Annotated in this window: 9 protein-coding genes; all 9 read right to left on the reverse strand. The window is 38.9% G+C overall.

Going from position 1 to position 5,788, the window contains the following annotated elements; translation table 11 throughout:
* Positions 1-31 precede the first annotated feature (31 nt).
* Positions 32-163 (reverse strand): Maff2 family mobile element protein, encoded by a 132-nt coding sequence (locus tag NE638_RS17405; RefSeq protein ID WP_026650183.1) that lies wholly within the window; start codon positions 161-163, stop codon positions 32-34.
* 121 nt (positions 164-284) lie between these two features.
* Positions 285-2,144, reverse strand: coding sequence for a VirD4-like conjugal transfer protein, CD1115 family (locus NE638_RS17410; RefSeq protein WP_330603485.1), 1,860 nt, complete (start codon positions 2,142-2,144; stop codon positions 285-287).
* Positions 2,145-2,167: 23 nt separating this feature from the next.
* On the reverse strand, positions 2,168-2,659 hold the full coding sequence (locus NE638_RS17415; protein ID WP_026650181.1) for a PcfB family protein: 492 nt from the start codon (positions 2,657-2,659) through the stop codon (positions 2,168-2,170).
* A gap of 70 nt (positions 2,660-2,729) precedes the next feature.
* On the reverse strand, positions 2,730-3,470 hold the full coding sequence (locus tag NE638_RS17420; protein ID WP_173746829.1) for a phage antirepressor KilAC domain-containing protein: 741 nt from the start codon (positions 3,468-3,470) through the stop codon (positions 2,730-2,732).
* Positions 3,451-3,888, reverse strand: a complete 438-nt coding sequence (locus tag NE638_RS17425; protein ID WP_173746831.1) for a hypothetical protein — start codon at positions 3,886-3,888, stop codon at positions 3,451-3,453. The genes NE638_RS17420 and NE638_RS17425 overlap by 20 nt, the downstream gene beginning before the upstream one ends.
* Before the next feature lie 13 nt (positions 3,889-3,901).
* Positions 3,902-4,312: a single-stranded DNA-binding protein gene (locus NE638_RS17430; RefSeq protein WP_173746833.1), complete on the reverse strand. Its 411-nt coding sequence runs from the start codon at positions 4,310-4,312 to the stop codon at positions 3,902-3,904.
* 618 nt (positions 4,313-4,930) lie between these two features.
* Positions 4,931-5,140, reverse strand: a complete 210-nt coding sequence (locus NE638_RS17435) for a DUF6219 family protein (RefSeq protein ID WP_173746835.1) — start codon at positions 5,138-5,140, stop codon at positions 4,931-4,933.
* A gap of 124 nt (positions 5,141-5,264) precedes the next feature.
* Positions 5,265-5,513, reverse strand: a complete 249-nt coding sequence (locus tag NE638_RS17440; RefSeq protein ID WP_117850532.1) for a YgiT-type zinc finger protein — start codon at positions 5,511-5,513, stop codon at positions 5,265-5,267.
* Between the two features lie 26 nt (positions 5,514-5,539).
* On the reverse strand, positions 5,540-5,725 hold the full coding sequence (locus NE638_RS17445) for a DUF6440 family protein (RefSeq protein ID WP_005342831.1): 186 nt from the start codon (positions 5,723-5,725) through the stop codon (positions 5,540-5,542).
* Between the last annotated feature and the right edge of the window lie 63 nt (positions 5,726-5,788).

Genomic DNA, 5,788 nt, shown 5'->3' on the forward strand with positions numbered 1-5,788 from the left:
TGCCCTTCGACTTTGTGCGTAAGCTTTTCACTTACGAACGTGTCGCACGATTGTCATTTCCATATCCTTCCAGAAGGTTTACGACACCCCACACGCCAAGACCTGCGCCGATTGCGACTACAAGAGTTTTTAAAGTTGTAATTGCACTGCTAAAAAATGCCATATACATTCACCAAAACTGACTTCTTTCAGGTGTTTACGGGAACGAAAAAACACCGACTAAAAAGCCGGTGCACCTAATGTCAGTTATTCCTTTCCTCATTATTTTTCGTTCATTCCCAAGGTTACTCCGACAGTTCTACATGAATTACTTCCACCTCTTCTTCAGATTTCGGTGTGTACTGCGGATTTAACTCTTTCTCAACTTTGTATCGGTTCTTCTCGTTTTCATCTGCAAGAAGCCGATAGTTTTTGTGTTTCGTGATATCATATTTGTCCGAGAAAAATGGTCTGGCACCACGAATCTGTAGGATACATTTTCCTCCATCCATGACTGCAATCTCATCTTCTGTCATCAGCTGTTTGCCTGTTTTCTGGTAATTCAATCCAAAAGACTTCTGATTACTCCTCGTCTCCGAAGTGTTATACAGGTCAATGGTTTCCTTACCCAGAAGCTCGCTCATTTCCTTTAAGGTAGTTTTCTCTTTTCCTCCAAGAAATAGTGTCGTATCACAGTTGCCCAGAATAGTATCTGCACTATCCTTATACATTGCCTTTAGCTGACTCTGTGACTGCAAAATAATAGAAGCAGAGATTTCCCTGCTTCGGATGGTTGCAATCAGCTTGTCAAACTGTGGAATCTGCCCGATATTGGCAAACTCATCAGCAATGACACGCACATGAACTGGCAGTCTTCCACCATATTCATCATCTGCCTTGTCACAAAGCAGATTGAAAAGCTGTGACTGTAACATGGCAATCACAAAATTAAAGGTTGTATCTGTATCGGACATAATCAAAAACAAGGCTGTCTTCCTGTCTCCGATCTTATCCAGTTCCATTTCATCATAAGACATAATCTCACGGAGTTCTGCGATATCAAATGGTGCAAGTCTGGCTCCACATGATATCAAAATACTTTTCGCTGTCTTTCCAGCCGCCATTTTGTATTTTTTATACTGTCTGACCGCAAAGTGCTGTGGATCTCTTTCTTCCAGTTCCTGGAACATCATATCCACTGGATTCTGGTAAGTTTCATCCTCTTCACGGGTTTCGCTTTCATTCAAAAGATCCAAAAGGGTATTCAGATTCTTTTCCTCTTCATCCCCTTCATACCAGATAAAAGCAATCAATGCTGTGTACAACAGCTTCTCTGCTTTCACCCAAAAATCTTCGGAAGCTTTTTCCCCTTCGCCTTTGGTATTAACAATGATTGTTGTCACCAGCTTCAGGATATCTTTTTCAGACCGTATATAAGCAAATGGATTGTAATGAAGGGACTTGGAAAAATTGATGGTATTCAGAACCTTAATCACATATGGCTCATGAATCACTTTTCCAGATTTATCTTTCATAATATTTCCATTTTTATCTTTCTTATGTGGTCCCTTTGCTAACATCTTCCCGCACTCTTCAATCAGAGTGCCCTTTGGATCTGTAATGACCATGGAACAGTTCATCTGCATGACCGACGGCTTCACAAAAAATCGTGTTTTTCCGGAACCACTGCCGCCGATGACCACTATATTTTTATTTCTTGCATACTTTGGCTGTTTAGGTCTGCTTTCCATAGTCAATGCTTCTGTTGCTGTCAATGGAATGTTCATCCATGGATCTTCCGACATATAAGGCTTAATATCCTCAGCGTTTCCCCATCTGGCTGAACCATACTCGATTCCTTTCCGGAGTTTCTTTGCATCTGACTGTTTCTGCCATACCAGTAATTTCAGAATGACAGCTGCTACAATTCCTGTCAGCATATCACGCCAGTTAAAACTCGGCTGCAATCCGGTAAGAATCCTGTCTGCATGTTCCATCGCATATAATAGCTTATTCCCAATATCTTTTCCTGGACTATTTCTATAAAGAAACGATGCCCGATTTGTATAAAAAGCAGTTAAGATATACGGGATATTGGTAAGAACCAGTTTCTTTTTATCCAGGGCGGACAGCCTGACCCTGATTTTATTCTTCCATTTTTGCATCAGATGTTTACCGATTTGTTTTTTCATCGGCTCTGCTCCTGATGCCGGTTCTTTACTTTGTCCTTCGATTTCTTTGGCATCATTGCTCTGTAAGTTGCAAGACGCTTGTGAATAGAAGGCTTATTCGCTTTTTGAATCTGTTTCTGGGAAAACTCACGGAAAGCAGCGTTGAGGGCATCCTGATCACGTCCTTTAAAAAACACCAGATACATCGGTGGATCTTTACTCTTATCTTTTTTCAAAGCATAATTAATCCCGTATTTTCTGGCATAGCGTTCAAAGGACTTGATATTCTTATTTGTGATCTCGATATTGACCATCCCGGCATTTTGTTTTGCCAGCTCTTTTACCGTGACCTTTCCCTGTTTCGGCTGATTCTTCTTCGCTTTCTTCTCTACCGATTTCTGCTTCTGATGACGCAGATAAGCAGCAAGAACCTTTTTCAATAGATCTGCTGTTACTTTGGTAGTCCGAATGCAGAACGTGACCGTTTTCTGAGTTACCTCTTCCTGCATGATTTTCCCTCCTTTCAGCGATTTAACTGCTGTCCAGACCTGTAATCATGGCAACCACCTCCCTCATTCTTTACTCTTCCTCCGCACACAACGCTTTAAAAAATTCTTTTCCCTTTGGTGTAACCAATGTCTGTGAACCAAGATGTCCATTGTTAAAATAGTCTTTTACAATAAAAAGCTCATTGTTCTTCTCCACCGCATAGGGAAGCAGCGTGCCGGATGGACTTCTATATAGAAATCCTCTATTTAAAAGAAGTTTCACAAATTTTCTTTCTGGAAATTCAATCTCTTTTGCTGTCGTTCGAATATTGGTGCATTCTCCTATAATCATGAAATGATCATAATAATCTGCTTTTGGCTGCATATCCTTTACACGATTTTGTAATTCTCGGTTTCGATTGTTTTCTGCCAGAAGTCTCTCGGCAAATTCCAAAAGAAGTTCCGGGTTATCTTTTACCCTGTCTAAAAGATCGGTCTCTAAATATCCGCCTGTTTTCCTAATAGCCGGAAGTACCTCATCAAATACCCACTTCTCAAAATTCTGTGCTGACTTTAAACGACTTTTTGTAATCAGCCGATATACATCTCCCTCTGGAATAAAAATCATTGGCTGTACCCCACCTGATGTAAGGACGCCCCGTTTCAGGGCCCCCTTGCAATGAACATTTATCGCATTTCTTGGTTTTGCATATCCCAAAGCAAATGCTACATCAATTCCAGAAAATAAAAGTCTGCCTCCGTCTTCAATCATACGGATGGAACCAAACTCCGAATTGTGAAACTCTGTGATTTTATAATCCGTCTTCTCCATCCTCTTCTCCTCCTGTACCGGCAAGTAACATCAAACCATTTTCAATGATTGTGCTCCTAATAAACTCTGCTACATTCACGGTTAAATAACCGAGATATTCTGCAAGGAAACCTCTATATTCCTCTTCTGTCAGTAATTCCTCCAGTGCTTCCAAATGAGCTGTCACTTTAGAAGTCTGTTTTCCGCCAAACAGCTTACCTAATATTTCTGTAAATTCCTCTGTGTCACATGACTCAAACATACATAAGATCATCTCCATTGTTGTTTCTAAAACTAAACGATCCATTTTCATTTTTGTCAGCTCTTCCATTGTTTTCATGGAAGTCATAAGTGCATCGCTTGTCATATGTTCTGTATTGATTGTTCCTTCTGAATCAACCAATCCTATTGCAAATAATTCTAAAAAGTATTTTCTCATAAATCTTGTCCTCCTATCGAAATGGCATTTCTTGTTCAAGTTCTTCTGGTATATCAAATGGAATCTTTCTCTTCTCTGCTGGTTGAAATCCGTCAGATTCTTCTTTTTTTGCTTTGGCTTCTGCAAACTCCACATTATCCATAATGACTTCGGTATAATAGGATGCAGTTCCAGTCTGTTCATCTTTGATCTGAGAGATTACTAACTCTCCGGAAAGAGCAATCTTAATTCCTTTTTCAAGATATTTCTCCACAAATTCCGCATTATTTCCATAAGCTGTGATCATCACTACAAATGCTTTGCTTGTACGATTTCTTTTTACTACCAGTGGAAACCTGGATACTTTGGTTTGTCCCTTTTGCGTAGATGCCAGATTAGTTTCTGGATCTCTGGCAAGTCTCCCCATTAAAACAATCGTATTCATGCTTCTTGTCCTTCCTTTCTTCCTGCAACACCTTTCCCTGGTATTTCAAACAGGATAATAATCTGTGCATTTTCTGCACGAAAAAATGAGGAATGGATTCGAACCATTCCCCACTTGCTACAGGATTTCTCCTGTAATATAAATAAGAAAATCTAAGTATTCGCATTTGGGCTTTGTCTGTATATATACATCTGATCGTTATCATTCCAGATAACCCGGCTGTAAAAATACAGTCACAGTCTCTGTTTCAGCAGAGGTCCTGTACCTTTCGGTGGTATCATTATTGCTTCGCTCTTCCCGTAGGAGTCTTCGCCTGCACGAGCCGGATTAACTCCGGTAAGCATGTTCCTCAAGATGTATCAGCTCCTTCAATTGTCAAGGTGCAATCGGAAGAACTGTCTGAACCTCTTTTACGTTTGTGATTTTTTGAAATCAGAGGATTTTCATTTTGCCTTCCATATACTCTGTATTGGGAGAGACAAAATCGGACATGATTTTAGAAATTTTTTGAAATTATTTTTTGAAGTGTAAAAAGAAATAAAAAAAGATGCCAGGATTTCTCCTGACACCATAGTGACTGTGCCAACTTCGTGCCCACTGGGCACAAGGTTGATTGTATTATTCTTCATTTCCTAATGATATTGGTTCTTTCTTTGTTTTCTTGTTTTTAGATATCATCTTATGACCTGTATAAATAGCCATAATCATACAAAGCAAAGAACTTGCCGCAAAATATTTATGGCTTGATTTTGAACCTTTATATCCGCTATAAAAAGTACCTAGCATCGTTATCAATGCTCCGACAGACCAATATTCATGAGTTTTCATTCTAACATCTCCCTTTGTGTTAATTTTAATATGTACCGTTTGATGAAATATGCAAACTTGAATTTTGATAAGAAAAAAGCAGTCAATCCTAAGACTAACTGCTTTGTATGTATGGATATGAAATTCACAATACTAATTGAGAGGCAGAAGCTTCTTCATTTTCACATTCTGCATAATCAATATTTTTTACATTTCTTTGAGTGGCATATTGAACAATTCGTTCTTGAATTATTTCATATATAGTTATTTTCCCACATTCAGGGCATATTTTTGCTGGTACATTTGTGGCATGATATATTGTGCCATCATAAACTACATCAGTTTCTGTTGTAATATTTTTTAACCATTTTTTACATTTTTGACATCTAAACATAATCGCTCTCTCCTTTAATTCCGATTTTACTTTGTAACTATGACTTTTCCTTCTGAATCCAGAAGAGGTGTAATAGCCGCTCCATATCCAGATTTCCAACAAAGATAGTTAACCCCAGTCTCCTTATCTACAAGGATTTGGCGAACTCCTTCATCCTTAAGCTGACTTCCGTCTCTAAATGTAACTTCAAATCTTTCTTCTTTCTTTGCCATGTTTATTTCTCCTGGTATGATGTAGTCATAGACCAATAAGGTCATCCACATCATATTCTCTAA

This window comes from Blautia sp. MSK.18.38 (genome assembly GCF_024460535.1).
GTDB classification, from domain to species: Bacteria; Bacillota; Clostridia; order Lachnospirales; family Lachnospiraceae; genus Blautia_A; species Blautia_A fusiformis.